Source organism: Microcoleus sp. B4-D4 (genome assembly GCF_036705185.1).
In the GTDB taxonomy this organism is placed as follows: Bacteria; Cyanobacteriota; Cyanobacteriia; order Cyanobacteriales; family Microcoleaceae; genus Microcoleus.
Genome location: NZ_JAUBTX010000025.1, coordinates 48,948 through 72,637 on the forward strand (window position 1 = coordinate 48,948; position 23,690 = coordinate 72,637).

Annotated in this window: 16 protein-coding genes; 8 read left to right on the top strand and 8 right to left on the bottom strand. The window is 46.9% G+C overall.

The window, feature by feature from the left end; all coding sequences use genetic code 11:
* Positions 1–230: 230 nt before the first annotated feature.
* The 3 genes from psaB to QUB13_RS18630 all read right to left on the bottom strand — a co-directional run bounded on the left by psaB (position 231) and on the right by QUB13_RS18630 (position 5,074).
* Entirely contained in the window at positions 231–2,456 is a 2,226-nt protein-coding gene (gene psaB, locus QUB13_RS18620; RefSeq protein WP_333383247.1) for a photosystem I core protein PsaB, read from the bottom strand.
* A 108-nt stretch (positions 2,457–2,564) separates the two neighbouring features.
* The gene (gene psaA / locus QUB13_RS18625) at positions 2,565–4,859 is read right to left on the bottom strand and encodes a photosystem I core protein PsaA (RefSeq protein WP_194010323.1); all 2,295 of its coding nucleotides are present in this window, start codon (positions 4,857–4,859) and stop codon (positions 2,565–2,567) included.
* Positions 4,860–4,927: 68 nt separating this feature from the next.
* Positions 4,928–5,074, bottom strand: a complete 147-nt coding sequence (locus tag QUB13_RS18630) for a hypothetical protein (protein ID WP_333383251.1) — start codon at positions 5,072–5,074, stop codon at positions 4,928–4,930.
* Positions 5,075–5,501: 427 nt separating this feature from the next.
* Here QUB13_RS18630 and QUB13_RS18635 point away from each other — a divergent pair, with 427 nt between their 5' ends.
* The 3 genes from QUB13_RS18635 (at position 5,502) to QUB13_RS18645 (ending at position 9,398) form a co-directional block, all read left to right on the top strand.
* Positions 5,502–7,064 carry a hypothetical protein gene (locus QUB13_RS18635; RefSeq protein ID WP_333383254.1) on the top strand — a complete coding sequence of 521 codons (1,563 nt, stop codon included), beginning with the start codon at positions 5,502–5,504 and terminating at the stop codon, positions 7,062–7,064.
* A gap of 122 nt (positions 7,065–7,186) precedes the next feature.
* Positions 7,187–8,155, top strand: coding sequence for an arsenosugar biosynthesis arsenite methyltransferase ArsM (gene arsM / locus QUB13_RS18640; RefSeq protein ID WP_333383257.1), 969 nt, complete (start codon positions 7,187–7,189; stop codon positions 8,153–8,155).
* Between the two features lie 202 nt (positions 8,156–8,357).
* Entirely contained in the window at positions 8,358–9,398 is a 1,041-nt protein-coding gene (locus QUB13_RS18645; protein ID WP_333383260.1) for a DNA cytosine methyltransferase, read from the top strand.
* Here the strand turns inward: QUB13_RS18645 and QUB13_RS18650 are convergent.
* Positions 9,395–10,093 (bottom strand): MAE_28990/MAE_18760 family HEPN-like nuclease, encoded by a 699-nt coding sequence (locus tag QUB13_RS18650; RefSeq protein WP_333383263.1) that lies wholly within the window; start codon positions 10,091–10,093, stop codon positions 9,395–9,397. The two genes, QUB13_RS18645 and QUB13_RS18650, sit on opposite strands and share 4 nt — an antisense overlap.
* Positions 10,090–11,196: a DUF262 domain-containing protein gene (locus QUB13_RS18655; protein ID WP_333383267.1), complete on the bottom strand. Its 1,107-nt coding sequence runs from the start codon at positions 11,194–11,196 to the stop codon at positions 10,090–10,092. The genes QUB13_RS18650 and QUB13_RS18655 overlap by 4 nt, the downstream gene beginning before the upstream one ends.
* Positions 11,197–11,506: 310 nt before the next feature.
* Between QUB13_RS18655 and QUB13_RS18660 the strand changes: the two genes are divergently transcribed.
* The gene (locus QUB13_RS18660; RefSeq protein WP_333383270.1) at positions 11,507–13,147 is read left to right on the top strand and encodes a thioredoxin-like domain-containing protein; all 1,641 of its coding nucleotides are present in this window, start codon (positions 11,507–11,509) and stop codon (positions 13,145–13,147) included.
* Positions 13,148–13,279: 132 nt separating this feature from the next.
* On the opposite strand, the gene QUB13_RS18665 is transcribed toward QUB13_RS18660, so the two are convergent.
* Positions 13,280–14,083, bottom strand: a complete 804-nt coding sequence (locus QUB13_RS18665) for a circadian clock KaiB family protein (RefSeq protein WP_333383273.1) — start codon at positions 14,081–14,083, stop codon at positions 13,280–13,282.
* Positions 14,084–14,151: 68 nt separating this feature from the next.
* A complete protein-coding gene (locus QUB13_RS18670; RefSeq protein ID WP_333383327.1) occupies positions 14,152–15,432 on the bottom strand; it encodes a type IV pilus twitching motility protein PilT in 1,281 nt (426 codons plus the stop codon).
* Between the two features lie 304 nt (positions 15,433–15,736).
* On the opposite strand from QUB13_RS18670, the gene QUB13_RS18675 reads away from it, so the two are divergent.
* The 4 genes from QUB13_RS18675 (at position 15,737) to QUB13_RS18690 (ending at position 21,441) form a co-directional block, all read left to right on the top strand.
* On the top strand, positions 15,737–17,134 hold the full coding sequence (locus tag QUB13_RS18675; RefSeq protein WP_333383276.1) for an amidase: 1,398 nt from the start codon (positions 15,737–15,739) through the stop codon (positions 17,132–17,134).
* A gap of 218 nt (positions 17,135–17,352) precedes the next feature.
* Positions 17,353–19,356, top strand: coding sequence for a cation:proton antiporter domain-containing protein (locus QUB13_RS18680; protein WP_333383279.1), 2,004 nt, complete (start codon positions 17,353–17,355; stop codon positions 19,354–19,356).
* 213 nt (positions 19,357–19,569) lie between these two features.
* The gene (locus QUB13_RS18685) at positions 19,570–19,713 is read left to right on the top strand and encodes a hypothetical protein (RefSeq protein WP_333383283.1); all 144 of its coding nucleotides are present in this window, start codon (positions 19,570–19,572) and stop codon (positions 19,711–19,713) included.
* A 69-nt stretch (positions 19,714–19,782) separates the two neighbouring features.
* Positions 19,783–21,441 carry an alpha/beta hydrolase gene (locus QUB13_RS18690; protein WP_333383286.1) on the top strand — a complete coding sequence of 553 codons (1,659 nt, stop codon included), beginning with the start codon at positions 19,783–19,785 and terminating at the stop codon, positions 21,439–21,441.
* Positions 21,442–22,511: 1,070 nt separating this feature from the next.
* Here QUB13_RS18690 and ilvC read toward each other — a convergent pair.
* Positions 22,512–23,561, bottom strand: coding sequence for a ketol-acid reductoisomerase (gene ilvC / locus QUB13_RS18695; RefSeq protein ID WP_194066123.1), 1,050 nt, complete (start codon positions 23,559–23,561; stop codon positions 22,512–22,514).
* Between the last annotated feature and the right edge of the window lie 129 nt (positions 23,562–23,690).

Genomic DNA, 23,690 nt, shown 5'->3' on the forward strand with positions numbered 1-23,690 from the left:
CCTGCTTGATATCAATTCCGGTTGCACTCCTTATGATAGAGGAGACGGCAGTGCCGTGTCCCTACCCAAAATAATATTGTAGGGACACGGCACTGCCGTCTCCTAATTTCGACTAATAATAATTCCGATCTACCGGATTTGATATCATTTCCATTAACCAAAATACCAAAAAAATCCCCCGCCAGAAGGCAGGGGATTTCATTTAATTACCTAGAAACCAGAATTCAGAATTACCCGAATTTCCCGGCCGTCGAGGCAATTACAAAGGCCGCGTAAGTGAAGACATTACCCACCGTAAAGTGAACTAAGCCAACCAAACGACCTTGGACGATCGACAAAGCAACAGGCTTGTCTTTCCAGCGAACCAAGTTAGCCAAAGGAGTGCGCTCGTGAGCCCAAACCAAAGTCTCGATCAGCTCTTGCCAGTAACCTCTCCAAGAGATCAGGAACATGAAACCAGTTGCCCAAACCAGGTGTCCGAATAAGAATATCCAGGCCCAGATAGACAAGTTGTTTGTACCATACGGGTTGTAACCGTTGATCAACTGAGAAGAATACAGCCAGAGGTAATCGCGGAACCAGCCCATCAGGTAGGTAGAAGACTCATTGAACTGAGCCACGTTACCTTGCCAGATGCCTAGGTGCTTCCAGTGCCAGTAGAACGTTACCCAAGCTAGGGTGTTCAACATCCAGAAAACAGACAGGTACATGGCGTCCCAAGCAGAGACATCGCAGGTACCGCCACGGCCGGGGCCGTCGCAAGGGAAAGCATAACCGAAGTCTTTTTTGTCCGGCATCAGCTTAGAACCGCGTGCATCCAGAGCGCCCTTGACCAAGATCAAGGTGGTGGTGTGCAAGCCAAGTGCGATCGCGTGGTGAACCAAGAAATCGCCAGGTCCGATCGCCAAGAACAGAGAGTTAGTGCTGCTGTTAATTCCGTCCAACCAGCCTGGGAGCCACACGTTAGCGTAGTTCGGCCAAGCGGTAGAAGCAATACTGTCAGGGTTAGACAACAGTACGTCCATGCCGTACAGAGCCTTTCCGTGAGCAGCTTGAATGAACTGTGCGAACACTGGTTCAATCAAGATTTGTTTTTCGGGAGTTCCGAAAGCGACTACAACGTCGTTGTGAACGTACAGGCCGAGAGTGTGGAAGCCCAAGAACAGCGATACCCAGCTCAAGTGAGAGATAATCGCTTCTTTGTGCTGCAACACGCGATCGAGCACGTTACCTTTATTTGCTTCAGGATCGTAGTCCCGCACCAAGAAGATAGCTCCGTGGGCGAAAGCGCCGACCATGATGAAACCAGCAATGTACTGGTGGTGGGTGTACAACGCAGCCATTGTCGTGTGATCCTGCGCCATGAAAGCGTAGGGAGGCATCGCGTACATATGCTGTGCTACCAGGGAGGTGATCACGCCTAAAGCAGCGAGGTGCCAACCCAATTGGAAGTGCAGCGAGTTGTTGTAGGTCTCGTAAATGCCTTGGTGAGGCATATTGAACGGGCCTTCAACTTTTTTGCCAAAGAAATCTTTGGCGTCACACATTTCTTTGATGCTGTGACCGATACCGAAGTTAGTCCGGTACATATGACCGGCAACGATAAACAGAACTGCGATCGCCAAGTGGTGATGAGCAATATCTGTCAACCACAGAGATTCTGTCTGAGGATGGAAGCCACCCAAGAAAGTCAGAATTGCTGTTCCTGCACCTTCGGCAGTACCGAAGACATGGCTCGCTGCATCTGGGTTTTCGGCGTATACGCCCCAGTTACCCGTGAAGAACGGAGCCAAACCTGCTGGGTGAGGCGGAGTTGACAAGAAGTTGTCCCAACCTACGTGCTGTCCGCGAGATTCGGGGATAGCAACGTGAACCATGTGACCCGTCCAAGCCAAAGAGCTGACACCGAACAAACCAGCCAAGTGGTGGTTGAGGCGAGATTCAGCATTCTTGAACCAAGACAAGCTCGGGCGGTACTTGGGCTGAAGGTGCAACCAACCTGCGAACAGCATGACAGAAGCCAGCAGTAGCAAGAAGATAGCTCCTTGATACAGGTCGCCGTTAGTCCGAACCCCTTGGGTGTACCACCAGTGGTATACGCCGGAGTAAGAGATGTCAACAGGGTTAGAAGCGCCAGCTTGAGTGAAAGCTTCTACTGCAGGAGCACCGAATTGAGGGTCCCAAATCGCGTGAGCGATCGGGCGGACATTTAGGGGGTCTTTAATCCACTGTTCAAAGTTACCTTGCCATGCTACGTGGAACAGGCTGCCCGAAGTCCACAAGAAAATGATTGCTAGGTGGCCGAAGTGAGAAGCAAAAATCTTTTGGTAAAGATTTTCTTCGGTCATGCCATCGTGGCTTTCAAAATCGTGCGCTGTGGCAATCCCGTACCAGATCCGCCGTGTGGTCGGGTCTTGGGCAAGGTCTTGGCTAAATTTTGGAAATTTCGTTGCCATAAGCCTTGATTAATCCTGAATCCTGAACGTTGAAGAGGTTCGGTTCCGAGGTTTGGATTCTGGGTTTGAGATTGCTCCCAAATCCTGAATCCAAAACCTAAAGGTAGTTTACCCTACCGAGATGATTCGCGCTAGGAAGAATGCCCAAGTAGTGACAATTCCTCCCAGGAGGTAGTGAGCTACACCCACTGCCCGACCCTGAATAATGCTCAGAGCGCGAGGCTGAATCGACGGAGACACTTTGAGTTTGTTATGAGCCCAAACAATGGACTCAATCAGTTCTTGCCAGTAGCCGCGGCCGCTGAACAGGAACATCAAGCTGAAAGCGAATACGAAGTGTCCGGCTAGGAACATCAGACCGTAGGCCGACAGTGCCGAACCGTAGGACTGAATTACCTGAGAAGCTTGCGCCCACAGGAAGTCCCGCAGCCAGCCGTTAATCGTGATCGCACTTTGTGCGAAGTTGCCGCCGGTGATGTGAGAAATTGTGCCGTCTGGCGATACTGTTCCCCACACGTCCGACTGCATTTTCCAGCTAAAGTGGAAAATCACGATCGAGATGCAGTTGTACATCCAGAACAAGCCGAGGAAAACGTGATCCCAACCGGATACTTGGCAGGTGCCGCCACGGCCGGGGCCGTCGCAAGGGAACCGGAAGCCCAAGTTACCTTTGTCAGGAACCAAGCGTGAACTGCGTGCAAACAACACGCCCTTCAAAAGAATCAGGACTGTAACGTGAATTGTGAAAGCGTGGATGTGGTGGATTAAAAAGTCCGCCGTACCCAATTCGATCGGCATCATCGCTATTTTGCCACCGACTACTACTGCACCGCCGCCAAAAGCGTGGCTGACGATTTCCGTAGCATTAGGCGCTGTTGTTCCCGGAGCCAAAGCGTGGATGTTTTGCACCCACTGGGCAAATATCGGACGCAACTGAATCCCGGTATCCGAGAACAAATCTTGAGGACGACCGAAAGCCCGCATTGTATCGTTGTGAACGTACAAACCGAAGCTGTGGAAGCCTAAGAATATGCAAACCCAGTTGAGGTGAGAGATAATTGCATCTCTATGGCGGATTACGCGATCGAGCAAGTTATTAACGTGCTGAGTCGGATTGTAATCTCGCACCATGAAAATTGCTGCGTGAGCCGCTGCTCCAACAATCAGGAATCCGCCAATCCACATGTGGTGGGTGAACAGGGATAGCTGAGTCGGGTAGTCGGTTGCGATGTACGGATACGGAGGCATCGCGTACATGTGGTGAGCCACGATGATGCTCAAAGAGCCCATCCAGGCCAAGTTCCACGACAGTTGGCAGTGCCAAGACTGTGTGAAAATTTCGTACATTCCCTTGTGGCCTTCGCCAGTGAAGGGGCCTTTGTGAGCTTCCAGAACTTCTTTGAAGCTGTGGCCAATGCCCCAGTTCGTGCGATAGAAGTGTCCAGCGACGATGAACAGCACTGCCAAAGCTAAGTGATGGTGCGCTGTATCTGTCAGCCACAAACCGCCTGTAGTAGGGTTCAGACCGCCTTTGAAGGTCAGGAAGTCTGCGTATGCGCCCCAGTTGAGGGTGAAGAAGGGGGTTAAACCTTTTGCGAAACTCGGGTAGATGTCAGCCATCAAGCCCGGTGTCAAAATCCACTCATGCGGCAGGGGGATATCAGCAACTGTTTTAATCAGCTTGCCGCCCACTGTCAGGGGTGCGCCTGCATCTATCGCGTCCATGCAAGCATTTATCGGCAGAGCAACGTGAATTTGTTGTCCTGCAAAGCCCAAGCATCCGCAGCCGAGCAAACCTGCCAAGTGGTGGTTCATCATCGATTCTACGTTCTGAAACCATTCCAGTTTCGGAGCGCGGACGTGATAGTGGAACCAACCGGCAAATAGCATCAAAGCTGCCATTACCAAAGCGCCGATCGCAGTGCAATATAGCTGGTATGAGTTAGTGATGCCATTAGCGCGCCACAGTTGAAACAGACCAGAGGTGATCTGAATTCCGTGAAAGCCGCCGCCTACATCTGCATTTAAAATTTCTTGACCAAAAATCGGCCAAACCACTTGAGCGCTGGGCTTAATGGCTGTTGGATCTGTCAGCCAAGCTTCGTAGTTGGAGAATTTAGCGCCGTGGAAATATGCGCCGCTTAACCATACGAAAATTACTGCCAAGTGGCCGAAGTGAGCGCTAAAGATTTTGCGCGAAACGTCTTCTAAATCACTTGTATGACTGTCGAAGTCGTGAGCGTTAGCGTGGAGGTTCCAAATCCAAGTGGTGGTTTTTGGCCCCTTAGCTAGAGTGCGATCGAAATGTCCCGGTTTAGACCACTTCTCGAAAGAAGTTGGAACGGGATCTTTATCGACTACTACCCTAACTTTTACCTCTCGCTCTGGAGGACTAATGGTCATGAAGACTCTCCTCTCGGTAAGACAAGGAACGAGAACTGAATACTGTATCTGACATTTCCCACGCTTAATTAGGCGGGGTATTCTCGGTTGACCGATACTGCTTGCACTTCACTCTTTGCAGAGTTAGATACAGGTGTACCGTTTCCCCAAGCGTTTTGCTTCTCTAAAGAAGCCAGTTCCCCAGTGTCGCTAACAATATATCTGGGTACTGCCAACTCTTCTCGTTATCTGAAGCAACCGATCGCATCCTTAATATCAGGTTTGATGCGGCTGCTCCTTTTGAGGGAGTTTTATGAATTATAAGCTTGCTACAGGACTATTCATCGCTTGTTAACAATACTTAAAAAACCTTCTATTCTCGATGGAATTAGCCCTTTATTTTTCACATAGCCTTGCAAAAGTCAAGGGGTATTGCAATTAAATTTACAAAACTCAAAGATAAGGTAATTGAGGAATACTAAGTTTATAGAGAGATTTTTGGGAAAACGGCTGCGAGATTTCTTCGCGAGCTCGGATTAGTCGCCCGCAGACGCTCAATCGCAGGAAGAGAGCTCTCAGGAATTCTCGATCGGCAATTCCCCAATACAACATTCAGTTTTGGGCTATAGTTCCCTATGAGAAGGCTTCTAGGAGTATGGTTGCGTGATTGGCATCAATTGGCACAGAACGGTTGCGGGCAGGCTGGTGGCATTGTTCGCAGCAGCAGTATTAATTTTCGGTTTAGCAAGTTGTGGGGCGCGCGAGTCCGAATTCCCCGCATCAGGGAACAAGAGTGGCTCAGCTACCGCCCCAGCAAACAAAATTTCAGAGGTTTCTCCCCCAGAAGCCATTCAACAACTGCGTCAGGCGCTAGAAATATATCAGCCTCAAATTAGTATTTTGAATCCCAAACCTGACGAAGTGCTTCAGGATATAAATGTGTCCGTTCAGTTCCAAGTAAAGAACTTACCCCTTTTCAAAGACGCAAACTTGGGTTTGGGGCCCCACCTGCAAGTTTTATTAGACAACCAACCTTATGCAGCAGTTTACGACATCAACCAGCCTTTAACACTCTCAGACTTAGAACCCGGAACCCATACCCTGCGGGTGTTCGCGGCTCGTCCTTGGGAAGAAAGCTTTAAAAACGAAGGTGCTTACGCCCAAACCACCTTCCACATTTTTACCAAAACACAGAACAATAATCCCGATCGAACATTGCCCCTATTAACGTACAACAGCCCCCAAGGCAGCTACGGGGCAGAACCCATCATGCTTGACTTTTACCTGACAAATGCTCCCCTGCACCAAGTGGCGCAACAAAATTCCCAAGATGAAATACTCGATTGGAAAATTCGAGCCACAGTTAACGGCCAAAGCTTTGCGATCGACCAGTGGCAACCTATATATCTTAAAGGATTCAAGCCAGGGAAAAACTGGGTACAGCTAGAATTAATCGACGAGGCGGGAAATAGCGTCAAAAACGCCTTTAACAACACAGCCAAACTGGTAAATTACCAACCCCAGGAGCAAGACACCCTTTCCAAATTAGTGCGGGGTTCCCTAACGGTAGCAGATGCTCGCGGCATAGTCGATCGCACCTACCAAGCCCCCACACCAACCCCAACCCCAGAACCAACACCCCCACCAACAGTAGAAAAAATACCAGCAGCCGAACCCGAAACAGCAGTTCCAGAAACCCCAGTAACCCAACCTAACTTAGATAGAACAATTGCTCCCGAAGTTGCACCCGTTCAAATAACAGAACCCGCACCCACAGCCACCCCGCAACTCCAAGCACCGAAAATTGTGGAACCAGTTCAAGAAATAGAACCACAACCCACAACAACACCAGAATTAGAATCACCGAAAATTGTGGAACCAGTTCAAGAAATAGAACCACAACCCACAGCAACCCCACAACTACAAACCCCCAAACTTGTAGAACCAATTAAAACAATAGAACCGATACAAACAGCACCCCCAACACAAAAACAGGAAGATGGAGGATACTACAATCGGTTCCGCAACTTTTTGCATCAAGTTACCGAACCCGATACCTTTTCAAATTCTCCAACTCTGCCAGAAATAACCGAAAAAGCTCCAATACCAAAAATAGTCGCTCCTGCACTACCAGAAACATCTCCCAATCTGATAGCGCCAGCGCCCCCAGTTGCCACTCCCGAAAACTCCCAATCAGCCCCAGAACGAACAGTTTTTGAACCATAAAACCCGCCCAAATCCGAACAAAAAGTCAAATTTGAAACCTAAATATTTCTGAATTAATCAGCGTTCATCCGCGTAAATCCGCCTCAATCTGCAGTCAAAAACAAAAACCAGAAAAATCAAAAATGACCTATCTCGAAACTGCGGCCCAATTCTATAGCGACGTAGCCGAAACCCCCCAAATCGGACTTTGCTGCGTCCAAAGCAGCCCCTTGCAACTGCCAGGATTAAACATCCCCCAACAAATGCAAGAAATGAACTACGGCTGCGGCACAACAGTTCACGCCGCCGAACTTGTCGGTAATCCCATCGTGCTTTATGTCGGAGTCGGCGGCGGCTTAGAAGCACTGCAATTTGCTTATTTTTCTCGACAAAAAGGAGCAGTGATTGCCGTTGACCCGGTTGCAACAATGCGAGAGGCGGCTGCACGCAACTTGCAAAAGGCAGCCCAAGAAAATGATTGGTTTGATGCGAGTTTTGTAGAAATTCGCGAAGGCGATGCTTTTGCGTTGCCGGTGCCGGATGCCTCTGTCGATGTTGTTGCACAAAATTGCTTGTTTAATATCTTTGAACCGGCGGATTTAGCTAAGGCATTAAAAGAGACCTATCGAGTGTTGAAGCCAGGGGGTAGGTTGTTAATGAGCGATCCGATCGCAACTCGCCCCATTCCGCAACATTTGAAGGAAGACCAACGCTTGCGGGCTTTGTGTTTGTCGGGGGCTCTGATCTACGCAGAATACGTTCAACACCTTGTAGGTGTGGGCTTTGGGCAAGTGGAAGTCCGGGCGCGCCGTCCTTACCGGTTGCTCGACAAACACAATTACAAATTGGATGCGGATTTGCTGTTAGAAAGCCTCGATACAGTGTCTTTTAAAGTGGACATTCCCCCGGATGGCGCTTGTATTTTCACTGGCAAGACGGCGATTTACGCGGGGTCTGATGAGATATTTGATGACGGTGCAGGTCACGTTTTGCAGCGGGGAGTTCCGGCGGCAGTGTGCGATAAAACGGCTGGGAAGTTGGGGGGATTGATGCCGGATAAGGTGTTGATTACTGATTCGACTTGGCACTATGATGGCGGCGGTTGCTGTTAGTTGAAAAAGCAGCGGGGTGGTTGAAATCGGGGCCATACAAACAAATCTGGGCGGTATATTTGCCAATCGTGGGGTATACAGAAGTTTTCAACCGCATCAGGTACAATCAGTCAAAGTAACACGCTAACTCGCTGTCTTGTAGTTTGCAGCCAAATAAGCTAGACTACCCTGTTGGTTCGGGTATCCTAACAAGAGCGAGTTAATGACTAGAAGCATCTCTACAGTAGATTTATTTTGTGGTGCTGGAGGACTAACGCATGGGTTTGAACAAGCAGGTCTTCCAGTCAAAGCTGGATATGATATTGATCCTGCGTGTAAATTTCCATACGAACACAACAACAAAGCAAAATTTATATTACAAGATGTCGCAAATATCAGCGGTTCTGATTTAGCAGAACATTTTTCTACAAGTAGTATAAGCATTTTAGCCGGATGCGCTCCTTGTCAACCATTTTCCAGTTATTCAAGACGTTACAACGATCGACAATTGAAGTGGAAACTATGTCGCGATTTTGCTCGTCTCATTGAAGAATGCCAACCGGATATTATTTCAATGGAAAATGTACTTCAGTTAAAACATCATGCGGTTTTTGAAGAATTTATCACTGAGTTGAAAAAGTTAAACTATTACTTTGAATCTTATGAAGTTAACTGTCTAGATTATGGAATTCCTCAATCTCGAAAGCGATTAGTCTTACTTGCTTCAAAATTTGGCGAAATTAATTTAATTCCATCGACACATCAGCCAAAATTGTACAAAACAGTACGAGAAACTATAGAAAACCTTGAACCTCTTTCTGCGGGTGAATCCTCTAAAATAGATCGTCTGCATAGATGTAGTAAACTTTCGGATCTAAATCTGCGCCGTATTCGTGCTTCCCAACCTGGAGGAACTTGGCGAGATTGGCCTCAAGACTTAATTGCAGAATGCCACCTAAAAAAGAGTGGTAAAACCTATCCGGGAGTATATGGTCGAATGGAGTGGGATAAACCCAGCCCAACTATTACTACGCAATGTTTTGGTTTTGGTAATGGTCGGTTTGGTCATCCCGAACAAGATAGGGCAATTTCTCTCAGAGAAGCAGCTTTATTACAAACTTTTCCACTAGAATATGAGTTTGTAGCCCATGATGAATCAAGATCGATCGATCTAGTAGGACGCTTGATTGGCAATGCTGTGCCTGTCAAACTTGGTCAAGTAATTGCTCACAGTATACTAAATCATATTGAACAGTTTATTTAAGCAGTGCCTGCCGTAGCTGAATCTAAGTAGTCTTGATTTGATAAATATTGTTCAATATTTTGCAGTATTTGCCTTAAATATCTGACTGTGTTATTCTTGATTTCTAATAACTCATTGGCAGTCTTATCTTTGCCTACGTCCGCAAAAGATTTAAAACCATGTGCTAAATCATTTCTATTGGTTTTAATAATTAGTAAATCACTGCCATTTCCAGTTTTGGCATAGTTAGTCAAATGAGAAAATCCATATTCTGTCGCCGTTGCTCTTATTTTTAGTCCATCAATATTACCTGAAAATAAATCTTTTTTATCGAAGCCTGCAGTAATAATATCGAGCGAAATGGCTGTTATACTTGAAAAAATTATGTCAGGGTTTCTCTTTTTTAAGTTTTTGAGCACGATTTTCTTGAGTTCAGGTTTAACTTGGTCGTAAGAAATGCCTCTACCTCGAAGTTCATCAAATATTGCTTCGATAGCATTTCGCATTGTTGCTTCCACTAGGTTATAGAGCAACAGAAAACCACTAGCTTTTAACGTCTTGATTAACTCAGAATCAATTTCTTTGATTTTTGGGATTCCTCCCTGACCTTGCATACTTAATTTAGTAGTTCCCTGCTCCAAACTCTTCAAGAACATAAAATATTTGCTCACTTCTTGAGAACGTTCATTGAAGTCCTGAAATAATGTGCTAGTCATGCTTTATCGAGAAGTCGATCGCGAACATATTCAATACGCTTAATTACTTTAGGTTTGGAGTTACTTGCGTCAGAGGTAGTATATTCCTTAAATTCTGGTGAGTCAAGCCATTTCATTGACTTTGGCACAAGATCGCTTTTTTCTCTTAAGGCAAGTGCAACACCTACAGAAATTGCCTCGAATCGAATTCTTGGTGTTTTGACATGACCTTTTAATTTGCTAAATCCATTGGAAAAGTATTTTTCAACAAAGTCTAACATTTTGTGAAATTCAGAGCGCATACCGTCTTGGTTAATTCCAACATGGTTATGTTCTTCTAGATATTCGTTAAGAAATTCATTAACTCGTTTGTCAAAGTTTTTATAATTATTTAAATATGCAAAAAAACGCAGGACAAATTCTTCTGGTTCCCGTTTGCGAACAAGTGCCTCCGACAAGGGGCATAGTTTAATAAATTTGGGAGTTTTGGCAAGTTCTTCAAGAAGATTGACAAATGGGCCAGGAGATATGCCTCTACGCTTCTCCATGTCATTTAGTTGGACGCTACCAGTATTGATGCGCTCAAACATATCCCGTCGGGTTTCTTCATCAGCTTGCTCAGTCAAGACAATCATGCGAATGGTAGATCTGTTAAATCGTCTCTGTCTTGCCAGCGGTAAATCGCTGAATTTGAAGTTGTTAAGATTTCTGAGTTTTTCTAATTCAGACAGCTTTAGCTTGTTACTTAGAAATCTGTCTAAAGTACGGATACGTTGGGTTCCATCAACAATTTCTAGCCTACCTAAATCATCCTCATCATCTTCTGGCTTGGGCGGCAAATCGGCAACAAAAATATAGGGTATGGGTAGTCCTAGAAAGATAGATTCAATAAACTTTGACTGCCGAGTTTCTTCCCAAATCAGCTCTCGTTGATAGTCTGGTATGTACAATTCGCTGATGTCTTCCTCTAGCCCATCTCTATATTTCTGGACAAGCACTTCCACTGGATATTCTTTTGTGTCATAGTCAACTGTTTTTTGCTTTTCCCGAATTTCTGCTTCTGCGGCTTCTCTTTGTTTATCTGTAATCTCTGGTTCCGGTGGTATTTTTGAGGCTTTTGCCATTTTGATCTCCTGTTCTGGCAGAATGTGTGTCTCAGAAGTACATAAAAATTTGGGATAAAATATCAAGTATACACTGGTAGCCGTCGCCTTTGAGTGATTGAGGAGAAATCGAATATGAAATATTTTAGGCGTTCCCTGACAGAGCCTGAAAGTGGATGAATTCGCCATCGGGCCTCACCCCCCTCTTGTGGTACAGGCACTCCGACCTGTACCACAAGCCCTCGTTTAACCTCCCCTTTCCCCCATCCGGTGAAACTTCCCGCTAAATTAAAGAAGGTAAAAAATTATTCAGACCCTACCAGGAGATGCCATGCCTCGCGTCAGAGCACCAGAATTCCCCGTAAAGTACCCGTGGCTTAACACCGAGAAACCTTTATCCATTGAATCCTTAAAAGGGCGCGTCGTCCTCCTCGACTTCTGGACGTACTGCTGCATCAACTGCTTGCACGTCCTCCCAGACTTAAAATACCTGGAAAAAAAATATAAAGATTCTCTCACAATTATCGGCGTGCACTCGGCTAAATTTGAAAACGAAAAAGAAGTAGAAAATATCCGTCAAGCTATTCTCCGCTACGATATTGAACATCCGGTAATTGTAGACAGCGGCATGAAAGTTTGGCAAAGCTACGCCGTTCGCTCTTGGCCGACTTTAATGGTGATAGATCCCGAAAGTTATGTCGTCGGCTTTGTTTCCGGCGAGGGCAATAGAGAAGCACTTGACGAGTTAGTTGGCAAGTTAGTTGCTGAATACAAAGATAAAAATGCGATCGCCTTTAAAGAACTTCGTTTCAGCTTAGAAAAACAGCGCAAACCTCTGTCAACTCCCCTGGCTTTTCCCGGTAAAGTGCTGGCATTTGCCATTACTTCAACGGAGGCAAAACAGCTTCACCAACATGAGGCGCTTTTGGGCGAAATGACTGAGAACAATCAATCTGTGGATGAAACTGTATTGCCGGGGCCTGCGAACTCAGTTCAACAAAGCTTGGTTGGTTCTTGCTTGTTTGTTGCAGATTCTGGACACAATCGAATTGTTGTTAGCTCTACTGAAGGTGAAGTGCTGCACGTCATCGGTACAGGGAAACCGGGTTTAACTGATGGCAAGTTTGAAGAAGCTGAGTTTTCTGCCCCTCAAGGTATGGCTTTTGATGCAGAAGGTCAAATTCTTTATGTTGCTGATACGGAAAATCACGCTCTCAGAAAGATTGATTTTACAACTGAGCGGGTGGAAACTGTTGCTGGTACTGGCGAACAAAGTCACGAAATTGCACCCCGCAGCGGCAAGGGTTTAGAGACGCAATTGAATTCGCCTTGGGATTTAGAAAGGGTTGGCGATCGACTTTTTATCGCTATGGCGGGCTCGCACCAAATTTGGGAAATGCAGTTAGATACTGGTACGATCGGCACTTATGCAGGTACGGGTCGGGAATCTTGTGTTGACGGAAATCTGGCAGAATCTGCTTTTTCTCAGCCCAGCGGCTTGGCTACGGATCGATCGGAGTTGTTTGTTGCTGACAGCGAAATTAGTTCGATTCGCGCCCTCGGTGTAGATGAAGACCCGAAGGTGCGTACAGTCTGCGGTAGCGGTGAACTGTTTGGTTTTGGGGATAAAGATGGCCGCGGTGAAGATGTGAGATTGCAGCACTGTTTGGGTGTGGAATACAGTCAAAATTATCTGTGGGTTGCTGATACTTACAATCACAAAATTAAGCGGATCGACCACCGCAGCGGTACTTGCATAACGATGATTGGAGATGGTACTGCAGGTTTGGCTGACGGTACTGGTCTCAAGGCTCGGTTTTCTGAACCTTCAGGCTTGAGCGCGATCGGGTCTCATTTGTTTGTTGCTGATACAAACAATCATGTCATTCGGCGAGTTGAGTTGGATACGCTGGAAGTCACAACTTTAGATTTAGGGGGTTTGTGCGCGCCGGATGTTTGTCTTCCTGATTGATCCGATCAACTTTGGGAACATCTGTGCGGAGAGTCAATCCGACGAAAATGGCAGCGATAGCACTTGGATTTTTCACAGCGAATACTCCTGCAAAACCGAGTGCGATCGCCAGTATTCAATAATCGCTAAAATCTAAAATTCTGAATTGCTCAGCAACCTCACTATTTTTTCGGCATCGTTCAATTCGCCGACAATTCGCCGCACCGGTTTGGGCCAAATTTTAATCAAAGTAGGTGTTGCTGAAATCTGATCTGCCTCAGCTTGTTCGGGATGTTTTAAAACATCAATTACTTTTAAAGTGTAGGGAAGATTGAGGGATTTTTCTAACAATTGATGTAATGTTTCGAGGGTGCGTTCGGTGCTCTGGTTGATGCCGGAAACAAACAGCCGCAAAACGTATCCTAGAGTTGGTGGCGGTGGAGTGATGGCTGCGGGTTGGGGAAGCGCCACCTGCAGAGATTGTCCAAAGCGCCAGGGAGGTACGATCGGGAAACTGCCAAAGTCCGATCGCCCAACCGAGAGGGGATACTGTACAACTAAGTCGTGATTTTCCCAGAGTTCGGGGAATTGTTTGTAATAAGTGGCGATCGCCATCGGTTCGCACATTTCGTCGCTGCGGGCCTCCCAAACCAAGTCCCCAGTGCCAAAAATGGCGTTCAGCAGCGTTTGATGGCGCAGCACCGGCGGGTATGCCTCGGCGACAACCCGCAACTCTCGATCGCTCCGATCGCCCCAACAGTCAACGGTGGCCGTGTAGCAAGGTATCAAAAAATGTGGCGGTTCCGACAAACCGAGTATTTCCTGTAAAGCTACGCACAACTGCAAGTGCCACTGATTTTGCTTGCGGGGGTCTATGCAATAGATTAAGTCTCCCCCCGGTGTAAACAGCGCAATGCCTTTGAAAAATTCCGGCAAACTCGGGCGATCGACTTTCATTGAAGTACACACATAAAAGTTAACTTTTAACAGTTAACAGTTAACTGTTAAAAGTTAACACTCGAATTTTAGACTCGACCTCGGAGCATCTGAGCCATTTCGTTCGGGGCCGGCGAGTTTTCTACACAAAGCTCTTCAGTAATCCGGCCTTCTTGATAAAGACCGTAGAGCGACTTATTCATCGTCGTCATGCCTTCATAAGTATCTTTGATCATGATTTGATTAATTTCCTCATTCTGCCCCTTCAGAATGTATTCCTTAACCACGTCGGTATTGATCAGAACGTCGTGGAAAGCTGCCCGCTTGCCGTCTGTGGTTTTGCACAGCAGTTGAGCAATAATCGCCACTAGGGATTCGGAAATTGACACCCGTATGGCCTCTTGTTCTTCCGCCGCGAACATATCCAGAATCCGGTTCAGGGTTTTAATCGCACTGTTGGTGTGCAGGGTTCCTGCAACTAAGTGACCGGTTTGAGAGGCTTTGAGGGCGATTTCCACCGTCTCTCTGTCCCGAATTTCTCCGACTAGCAGCATATCCGGGTCTTGTCGCAGAGCGCCTTTGAGAGCATTTATAAACTTGAGGGTGTGCCGGCCGACTTCGCGGTGCTTGATCAAGGATTTTTTGCTTTCGTGTACGAATTCTACCGGGTCTTCGATCGTAATGATGTTGTAGGCTTTATTCTTGTTGATGTAGTCGATCATGGCGGCCAAGGTGGTAGACTTGCCCGAACCTGTCGGGCCCGTCACCAAAATCAGTCCTTTGTGGTAGCCGCATATTTTCTTAAAGACATCTGGCAGCTTCAATTCCTCCATTGTCATGATTTTGGCAGGAATTAGCCGCAGCACCATCGCCGGGCCTGCCAAGGAGTCCATGCAACTGATCCGGATGCGGACAAAGCCGAAGTCGAAAGCGCCGTCAAAGTCTAGGGTTTTTTGGAAAATTTCTATTTCTTCATCGCTCATGCACTCGCGCAGCCAGCCAAAAAACGTATCTAAATCTGTCTGTGGATAGCCGATGTCGGCAATTTCGCCCCTGGTACGGAAGCGAGGGAATTCGTTTACTCCGAGGTGAAGGTCGGATACTCCTTCTTCTTTGGCTCGGATTACTAGCTCTTTCAAAGTCGGAACTCCGCCGTTGCTAGAGTTGGGGTTTTTAGGTGTGGCTGAAGATTGAGGCGCTGGTGCGGGCGCTGGTGCTGGTGCGGCTGCTGGTGCGGCTGCTGGCGGTGCTGGTGGGGGGGGCATTCCTGCTGCTCTGGGAATGCCTGGGACTGGAGGGCGGGGCAGCCCTGGAGGTGGGGGTGCTCCGGGTACGGGCGGGCGAGGTGCTGGCGGGTGCTGTTGTGTCATATGCGCTACCTTGGTTTGCTGAGAAGGCTGACTCGAACAGAGGATTTGTGGAAGTGGCACAATGCCGATCGCCCGAAGAGCGTCTCTTGCACAAAAGCTGGACTCTTCCGATCAGTCTATCCCAAAAGAAGAGCACACTGTTGCACCCGTAAGGAAATATTCTGCCCCTTGCAGGATGCGAGTCAAATCGAGCTACTATCAAATATGGATTTTCGACATGGGAAATATTTTTTTCCAGCCCACATTTTTACCTAGTGAGTAAGTATAAATTGATACTCAATAAAGCCGTTAAGGACTTAAACCGATGAATTCTGTCGATCGGGCTTTTACTCCAGCCCTGGAATTAGCGAAGTCGATCCGCGATCGGGAAGTATCGCCTCTAGAAATTGTCAATCTGTACTTGGAACGGATCGATCGATTAAACCATCAGCTTGGTAGTTATTTTACAGTAACGGCCGATCGGGCGATCGAACTAGCGACAGCGCAAACCGAACACCTAGCAGGCTTAAACAAGTCAGAGGAATTGCCACCGTTTTTCGGAGTGCCGATCGCCATCAAAGACTTGACACCAGTGGCCGACATTCCCTGTACTTACGGAGTTCAGGCATTGCACGGTAACATATCTCCCTACAACGAGTCAGTAGTCTGGCGGATCAAAGCAGCCGGATTTAACATTCTGGGCAAAACAGCAACCTCTCAAATAGGCTCATTGCCTTACACCGAGCCCCCAGGTTTCCGGCCCGCGCGCAATCCCTGGAATTTAGGCTACACGCCCGGAGGTTCCAGCGGCGGCTCAGCAGCGGCTGTAGCGGCCGGTTTGTGCGCGATCGCCCAAGGTTCAGACGGCGGCGGTTCGATCCGAGGCCCAGCTTCCGCCTGCGGTTTAGTCGGCATCAAACCATCGCGCGGGCGAGTTTCCTGGGCACCAGTCGGAGACTACCTAAGCGGCATTTCTGCCAACGGCCCTCTAGCGCGTACCGTGGCTGACGCGGCCGCACTTTTGGATGTAATGTCAGGGTACACAACCGGCGATCCGTACTGGCTACCAGACCCAAATCCCACGTTTCTAGAGTCTGCCAGTGAAAAATTGGGCAAGCTGCGAATTGCTTTTTCTACCAATATTGCTCCCGTCGGTGAGGCAGCGCCTGTGTGTCAGCAAGCGGTGCTCGATACCGTAAAATTATTGGCAGATTTGGGTCACGATGTCGAACCGGGATGCCCTGATTTTACGGGTTTAATCGAACCCTTTACAGTAATTTGGCAGTCTGGGGCGGGTGCAAGCGGCATTCCCAGCAAAGTTTTGGAACCGATGAATCGCTGGTTGTTGGAAAGAACTGTTTCTGCGGGAGAATATCTGCGGGCGGTGAATCAAATGCAGGTTATTTCACGGCGGATTGTGGGATTCTTTGAAAATTTTGATGTCTTAGTTTTACCGACTTATATGCACTCGCCAATTGGCATCGGCGAGTGGGCTGATTTGAGTTGTGAGGAAACTTTGCAGCGGATTATTAATTGGGTTGCTCCTTGTCCGCCATTTAATGCTAGCGGTTTGCCTGCGATCGCACTTCCGGCAATTTTAGATAACAACGGTTTACCCGTGGGCATTCAAATTATCGGGCGACCGGCAGCGGAAGCAACTTTAATTGCTTTGGCGGCGCAAATGGAAGCAGCAAAACCTTTCCCAGTTTTGAATTTTCAATAGGTTTGTAGTGAGGACTAAAGTCCTTGGATTTAGATAAAGACTAAAGTCCTCACTACAAACCGATATTTTGCTAAAAAACCGAGTCAATTCCGGTCACTTGTAGTTATTGACAATAACAACTGCAATTTTTCCAAAATCCCTCTTTAGATTGATAAATATTTAGAGTTTTTAGGGAAAAATTAGTAGCAATTCTGTGCGAATATGTAGGATAAAAATTTATGCTAGCTTCCGGGCCAATTACCGCTCCAGTTCCCGTTTTTCTGGTTCTTTTAGCAATCATGCTAATCGCCCCTCTAGTATTTGAGCGCTTGCGATTGCCGGGAATAGTCGGTTTGATTATTGCTGGCGTAATCGTCGGGCCCAACGGTCTCAATTTGCTGCAACGAGACGCTACTATTGTTTTGTTAGGTACTGTAGGATTGCTGTTTTTGATGTTCCTAGCGGGACTGGAAACTAGCCTCGATGACCTCAAACTAAATGCTGACAAAGCTATCATATTTGGCCTGGCTACTTTTGCCCTACCGATGATATTGGGGACTGGAGCAATGCTGCTGTTGGGGTATAGCTTGCTTGCTTCAATTTTAGTCGCTTCTTGTTTAGCTACCCACACGCTTTTAGCCCTACCAATTTTGACAAAATTGGGATTGATGCGAACTCAGACTATTACTGCGACTTTGGGCGGGACTTTAATTACAAATGTCTTGGGACTGTTGGTGCTGGCAATTGTTGTTAAAGCTCACAAAGGAAATCTTACTCTCGATTTTTGGCTGTTTCTAATTCCATCTCTTGCTATTTACACTTTTGCTACTTTGTGGGGAGTCCCCAAAATCGGCCGCTGGTTTTTTAAGAAATTTGGTCACGACGAAAACGCCGAATTTATGTTTGTACTGGCTACGCTGTTTTTGGTTTCTTACGCAGCCGAAATGATTCAGATTGAGCCAATTATTGGTGCGTTTTTATCGGGAATTGCCATTACTCAAATCATCCCCAAAATGAGTCCGCTGATGAATCGGATTGAGTTTATTGGGAATACGCTGTTTGTGCCGTTTTTTCTGATTTCTGTGGGGATGTTGATCGATCCGCTAATTTTGGTGAAGCAGCCGCAGTCTTTGTTGGTGGCGGGGGTGATAATTTTAGCAGAATTGGTGAGCAAGTTTTTGGCAGCTTGGATACCGGGGAAAATCTTTGGTTTTAAGTTTCCCAACATTATGGTAATGTTTGGTCTTTCTGCTGCTCAAGCTGCTTCTACTTTGGCTGCAATTACGGTTGCTTTTAACATTAAATTGGTCGATCGCGTAGTGGTGAACGGCATCATTGCCATGATTTTAGTAACTTGTGTCGCTTCTCCTTGGATTGTATCTCGGTGGGGTCAACAAATGCAGGAGCCGGAGTCAAGTTTACCGGCTGCTACTTCGGGAAAGCATTCATGGGGAGATCGAGTTTTAGTACCTGTTGCTAACCCGAATACGGAAGATAATTTGCTGCGTTTGGCTTTGATTTTAGCTAAAACATCCCAGGGAACTTTGCTACCTCTGCATATTTTGTCCGATCGCGGGGAACCAATTTCGCCGGCACAGAAAATGCAGCAAACTCAACTTTTGAGGGCTGCGGAAACTGTCGCTAACGCCGCTGATTGTGCGGTGGAACCGATCGCGAGGATAGATGATGCGATCGATCGCGGAATTCTGCGGAGCGCAACCGAACGCGAGGCTAGTTTAATTGTTTGCGGTTGGAAGGGATTTTCCACGACTCGCGACAATTTTTTTGGCAGCATTATTGACAATATAGTGAGGCGATCGCCCGTACCGGTACTAATTGCTCGATTTCCCCATCCTATCCAGAATACAGCCAGAGTTATTTTGGCGATAACTGACAGCGATTTGAATCGGTTTGGATTTGCGGAAACCGTGGATATTGCTAAGAGTTTGGCCCAGGAACTTAAGGCGACTTTGCAAGTGTTGTTGGTGGCGAAAAAACGCGCACAAGCTAATAAAAGTGCCACTGAGATAGAAATTCTTTCTGAGATACCGATAAATCGGGTGCGGGGAAATTTTGTCAAGCAGGTTTCGCAGCAGTTGTTAGAACATGATTTGCTGATTTTACCAACAATTTATCAGCCGCAGAATTTGTGGGAACAACCGGGAACTCTTAAAGAACCGGAATCGATCGCCCGCGCTCATCAAGATCTTTCGATGCTTGTTGTTTATTTCCCTAAATCTTAAGTGAGATTTTAACCGCAGATCGTCCGATAGACCTGCATTCATCTGCGGTTAAAATGCAAGAGAGTCTATTTTACAGCGGATTTACTCTCGCTTGCTGGCCGATATCAAGTGTATGGAATTAGCAGCGACAAGCAAAGTATACTTGAGCTGCATAAATATTCAATCGAGCAGGTTAACTGCAGATTTGAAGCTGATAAACACTGATGGACGCATATGCTTCTGTGTTTTACTTTAACGCTGTGCGATCGTCCTCGCTGGCTTTCGGTGATGGAAGCCCTTCGAGCAAAGCCGATCGCACTAATACAAAAAATTATACAAAAATTAGATCGCACTTCAACACAATTTCTCGACATCTGAGGCAATTTTTCGGTATCTGGGAGAATTCTGAGAATATAGTGATATTGTTTCTAGTTGAATTAAGTAAAAATGAGCATTAGACCCCATTTCAGATGGTTTTCTTCAATGGTGAGTGTTTGTAGCGCGATCGCGATCGGCACTTTCAGCAGCTTCACATCCTCTGCAAAAGCTGCAGAAACCGTTGTTCTCCGCAAAGGTATTTTAGAATCGTCAATATCGGTTGCCGATTTGCGCGAACTCGCAAAAACCGGAAAAGTACCCAAAAAACTGCAAACATACGCCGATTTGCTGTCTGACTCACAGCGCGGTCAAATTTTTGGCGCGCTAACTGCGAAAATCCCCCTCAATGTAGTCGGTTTGAGCAACTTGCTAAATACGCGCATTGGGAGTGCGATCCTGACTGATTTGACGACAGTCATACCGAGGCGCGACGGTGCCGGTGTCCAAGCGCTGCGAGCCGCTTTGGTGTTGGGTGCGAACGCACCGGAAGGCTTGTCGGTACTGAGTTTTATAGAATCTTATCCGAGTTCGCGGGTAGTCGTGGATCTCGATCGAGCTTTCTCGGTTTTGGGAAATTTGAACGCGGGTTTTTGGCAAACTCAGCGGTTTATGGCGGCGATCGCACCTCAGTTAGCAGCCACTAAATCCGCGTTTAACCTGCCTTTCGACCCTAGCCTACCGGGCCCCAATTCGGTGCAGGTGTTGAAGCTAGATTTGAACGACAGCGCCCGCAACCGGCGCATTCCGGTTGATGTCTATTGGTCGAAAGCTGCGACGGCTGACAAACCAACGATCGTCTTTTCTCACGGTTTGGGTTCTGTCCGCACGGATTTGCGCTATTTGGCCGAGCATTTAGCGTCTTACGGCTATGTGGTGGCTGCTTTGGAACATCCGGGAAGCAACGAAACGAACACCAATGCTGCGATTGCGGGTAAGTCTCGGTTATTAGCTCCTCAAGAGTTTTTAGACCGTCCCAAGGACATCAGTTTTGTGCTTGACGAACTGGCAAAATTGAACAAAACGGATGATAACTTGCGGGGAAAAATCGCGATCGACCGATCGGTCGTAATTGGCTATTCCTTCGGCGGCGCAACAGCCTTGTCCGTAGCCGGTGCCGAACTGCAATTGAGCGGGCTCAAACAGCGCTGTCAGGGCGATTTGATTGGATTTAGCTTGGGCGAAGGCATTCAGTGCGCGGCTGCGGGATTGCCCGAAGAACGGTATCAATTGCGGGATGGGAGGATTAAAAGGGCGATCGTCATGAATCCCACAACATCATTACTATTTGGAGAAACAGGCTTAAGTAAAATTAAGATTCCCACATTAATAGTAGCATCTTCAGCAGACAAAACAACACCCGCCTTAGTCGAACAAATTGCCGGCTTCCCAAAAATTCCCTCACCCAAATGGCTAGTCGGATTTGTAGGAGGAACCCACTTAAGCGTCAAAGATCCGAGTACAACCTTAGACCAAGTTGGGAGGCCGAGCACAGTAATTACCGGCGATGAACTTGTCGGCGACCAAGCCGCGAGCATACGCAATTATATTAAAGTTATCAGTTTGGCAATGGCCGCTCAACTAACAGCAGAAGCCGACAAATATGCGATCTTTTTAACCCCAGAATACGCGCAATTTGCCTCAACAAACGCAATTCCGGTGCGCCTAATAACAGAAATTCCCCCAGAAACTAATGCAGTCGTGCAAACTTTCATTCAAGGGAATAAGTAGTCAGTGGTCAGCAGTCAGTAGTCAGTAGTCAGTTGTCAGTTGTCAGTTGTCAGTTGTCAGTTGTCAGTTGTCAGTAGTTGCTCGTTACCAGGCTCTGCCGGGTAATGCAGATCCGGAGGCTCTACCTCCTTTGAGGAAAGCAACTTACAGGAGAGAGGACTTTAGGAGGTGTTTAAGTTATTAAGTTTTCGATCCTAATTAACAAAAATGCACCCATAAACTATTTCCCACAACTTCGATTTTTGCTAATAACTTGTTATATCGTTTTCGGTTGGCTCGGAATGATGTTAACTGTTAACTGTTAAACGTTGCACCCAAATCTTGCCGAAGTGTCCAACCATCAGGAAACTGCACGCGCTATTATCCTACAATTAATCCCGGAATCGTTACATCTTTCACCGACGAAAATTGATTATTTTGGGGTAGGGAAACGGCATGGCCGTGTCCGACTCTGCTGAGGTCTATTTTTCTTGAGCCGTTGCTGATATATTTTGTCCGTACCAGGGCAAAATATAACAAAGCGCTTTCACAAACTCCACTCCCAAACTGCCATGCCTAAAAAAAATGTTATTCCGCTGTTGCTTTTGTTTATAGTCCTGTTTACCCTTTACGGTGACAGTTTAACTTTTCTGCCCAAACCGATAAGAGATACCAGCGTCGCCAGTAGAAATTTCTTCGTCGGGTTGTGGCCGAATTGGCTGAGGCCGAGAGATTTCAACGAGCAAAGGCAACAGGATATTGATAAATTGCAAAAAAGTCCTACTCCCAGTAGATAGTTTTGAGCTACCAGCGACAAACCAGGTTTCTTTAACAATATCTAGCCACTTTTTTGTCAAAAACTAAAAATCCATAACTTAAACATCTGTCACTCCTCTCTCTCCAGAAACGACAAGGTAGAGAGAGGCAGAGTCTCCGCACCTGCATTACCAGGCAGAGCCTGGTAACGAGCAACGAGCAATTTTACTCCGCACTTTAGGGTTAGTTAGCAGTTCAGATTTTAGATTGTTCGTTCAATCTAAAATCTCAAACTTATTCGGAGCAAAGCCGAAGAATCTAAAATTTACAATCGATTAGGCTTGCTTTTTCAACCAGCTAAACATAGCTCGCAAATCTTTGCCAACTTCTTCAATGGGATGTTCTGCTTCTTGACGGCGCATGGAAGTAAAACCTGGTTTGCCGGCTTGGTTTTCGAGAACGAATTCGCGAGCAAATTGACCGGATTGAATTTCGCTGAGAATTTTCCGCATTTCGGCGCGGGTGTCATCGGTGACGATGCGGGGGCCGCGAGTTAAATCGCCGTATTCTGCGGTATTGGAGATGCTGTCGCGCATTTTGGCGAGGCCTCCTTCTACTACTAAGTCAACGATAAGTTTAACTTCGTGCAAACATTCAAAATAAGCTAATTCTGGTTGATATCCAGCGTCAACTAAGGTTTCAAATCCAGCTTTAATTAAGGCGCTCAAACCGCCGCACAAAACTACTTGTTCGCCAAAAAGATCGGTTTCTGTTTCTTCGCGGAAAGTGGTTTCTAGGATGCCGGCTCTGGTGCCGCCGATACCTTTAGCATAGGCCATTGCCCGATCGCGCGCTTGACCGGAAGCATCTTGATATACTGCAAACAAACTCGGAACGCCTTCCCCTTGTTCGTAAGTCCGGCGCACCAAATGTCCGGGGCCTTTGGGGGCTACCATTACTACGTCTACGTTGGCTGGGGGCACAACTTGGCCGAAGTGAATGTTAAAACCGTGAGCAAATGCTAAAACATTTCCTTCGGAAAGATTCGGTTCGATTTGTTCTTTGTAAATAGTTTTTTGAACTTCATCGGGTAATAAAATCATGATGAAGTCAGCGGCGGCGGCTGCTTTGTCTACCGGGTGAACTGTTAAACCCGCCTCGGTTGCTTTGGCTGCAGATTTGCTACCGGGATACAAGCCGACAACGACATTCATACCGCTGTCTTTGAGGTTGAGGGCGTGGGCGTGTCCTTGGGAACCGTAGCCAATGATAGCAATTGTTTTGTTGGCTAACAGGTCTAGGTTAGCGTCGGTGTCGTAATACATACGGGCCATAATGCTTGTCTCCTGAGATGCAAATTGGGTGATTGACTGCAAAACTCTCATCTTATCAAGTAGGGTGCTTTTTTTTGCAGAAATTTTTCAATTAAGATTTGGACGGGGGAAAATAAAGGTCGATCGCCCTGAATGTCGCAGGGTTTGTCGCCGAGTCTGCGATCGTCAAATATAATTGGT

What these genes read in the sequence shown, in the direction of transcription:
- psaB (WP_333383247.1), bottom strand. Translation starts at nt 2,456, where the DNA reads ATGGCAACGAAATTTCCAAAATTTAGCCAAGACCTTGCCCAAGACCCG.
- QUB13_RS18650 (WP_333383263.1), bottom strand. Translation starts at nt 10,093, where the DNA reads ATGACTAGCACATTATTTCAGGACTTCAATGAACGTTCTCAAGAAGTG.
- QUB13_RS18670 (WP_333383327.1), bottom strand. Translation starts at nt 15,432, where the DNA reads ATGACACAACAGCACCCGCCAGCACCTCGCCCGCCCGTACCCGGAGCA.
- QUB13_RS18690 (WP_333383286.1), top strand. Translation starts at nt 19,783, where the DNA reads ATGAGCATTAGACCCCATTTCAGATGGTTTTCTTCAATGGTGAGTGTT.
- ilvC (WP_194066123.1), bottom strand. Translation starts at nt 23,561, where the DNA reads ATGAGAGTTTTGCAGTCAATCACCCAATTTGCATCTCAGGAGACAAGC.
- QUB13_RS18645 (WP_333383260.1), top strand. Translation starts at nt 8,358, where the DNA reads ATGACTAGAAGCATCTCTACAGTAGATTTATTTTGTGGTGCTGGAGGA.
- psaA (WP_194010323.1), bottom strand. Translation starts at nt 4,859, where the DNA reads ATGACCATTAGTCCTCCAGAGCGAGAGGTAAAAGTTAGGGTAGTAGTC.
- arsM (WP_333383257.1), top strand. Translation starts at nt 7,187, where the DNA reads ATGACCTATCTCGAAACTGCGGCCCAATTCTATAGCGACGTAGCCGAA.
- QUB13_RS18680 (WP_333383279.1), top strand. Translation starts at nt 17,353, where the DNA reads ATGCTAGCTTCCGGGCCAATTACCGCTCCAGTTCCCGTTTTTCTGGTT.
- QUB13_RS18685 (WP_333383283.1), top strand. Translation starts at nt 19,570, where the DNA reads ATGCTTCTGTGTTTTACTTTAACGCTGTGCGATCGTCCTCGCTGGCTT.
- QUB13_RS18655 (WP_333383267.1), bottom strand. Translation starts at nt 11,196, where the DNA reads ATGGCAAAAGCCTCAAAAATACCACCGGAACCAGAGATTACAGATAAA.
- QUB13_RS18660 (WP_333383270.1), top strand. Translation starts at nt 11,507, where the DNA reads ATGCCTCGCGTCAGAGCACCAGAATTCCCCGTAAAGTACCCGTGGCTT.
- QUB13_RS18665 (WP_333383273.1), bottom strand. Translation starts at nt 14,083, where the DNA reads ATGAAAGTCGATCGCCCGAGTTTGCCGGAATTTTTCAAAGGCATTGCG.
- QUB13_RS18675 (WP_333383276.1), top strand. Translation starts at nt 15,737, where the DNA reads ATGAATTCTGTCGATCGGGCTTTTACTCCAGCCCTGGAATTAGCGAAG.